General features: G+C 49.6%; 1 protein-coding gene. It reads left to right on the plus strand.

Annotated elements, in window-relative coordinates:
- On the plus strand, positions 1-971 hold a 971-nt coding region (locus CDZ78_RS17035), incomplete at its 5' end, for a DUF1254 domain-containing protein (RefSeq protein WP_140414154.1).
- Positions 972-1088 lie beyond the last annotated feature (117 nt).

A 1088-nucleotide genomic window follows, 5' to 3' on the forward strand; every position in this document is an offset into this window, starting at 1 on the left:
AAATCATCACTTCGCTTAGGCTACGTTTCCCTGATTTTCAGCGGGGGCAGCACAAGGCAACGTTTAACAGAATATTTAACGATACCCAAGTCTTTACCTATAAAGACACGGCAGTCGTCACTCCCAATAACGACACGCCATATTCGATGCTTTGGCTGGACTTGCGCACGGAACCCATGGTGCTTTCAGTACCTGCAGTACCAAAAGAGCGCTACTACTCGGTGCAGCTTGTAGATGGCAACACCTATAACTATGGCTATATCGGTAGCCGCACAACCGGAACAGAACCGGGTAATTATCTCGTAACGGGTCCCGACTGGAAAGGTGAGGCACCGGCAGGAATCAAAAAGGTTTTCCAGTCTACGACACCCTTCTCGCTGACCGTATTTCGCACCCAGCTTTTCAACGCTGAGGACATGTCGAATGTAGTAAAAGTGCAGGCTGGATACAAAACACAGCCGCTGTCTGCATTCATGAAACAGCCTGCACCACCCGAAGCAGCTAAGATAGATTTCCTTCCGGCTACGACCAAGGGCATCAAAGAAAACTTCTACACATACCTTGATGCCGCCCTCCAGTTTGTGCCATTGACGCAGGAAAACAAGGCGATCCGTGCCAGGCTCGCCAGAATCGGAGTTGGCCCGGGCAAGACTTTCGAGTTCATGGACCTTTCGCTGGAACAAAAAGCAGACGTCTTACAGGCAATGAAAGATGCCGACAAAAAAATAAATATTTTTCTAGCGACTGGAATGAAAAATATAAATGGCTGGAAGCTTGGTTCACTCTTTGGTGATCGAGTTTTCTACAACGGCAATCGGGGAGTCGCTATTTTTGCGAAAGCTTGTTTTGGGCATCCCAGCCCAAGCAAGCAGCAAAAACTTAACGCGACCACTTATGCCTCCGGCGGCCCCGATTCGTCCTCGTCACCTCGTCCCGACCCAACAAGGGGTCGGAACATAGGCTCCAAATGACTTGACGCCGTGTCGGATGGCCTTTTATTTTGTCTCCACCTTCGCTAACGCTCAGACTCCGACAAAATAACGGCCCTACGGCTATCGCGGACTAAAAATCATCACTTCGCTTAGGCT

The organism is Bathymodiolus platifrons methanotrophic gill symbiont, assembly GCF_002189065.1.
GTDB lineage: Bacteria > Pseudomonadota > Gammaproteobacteria > Methylococcales > Methylomonadaceae > Methyloprofundus.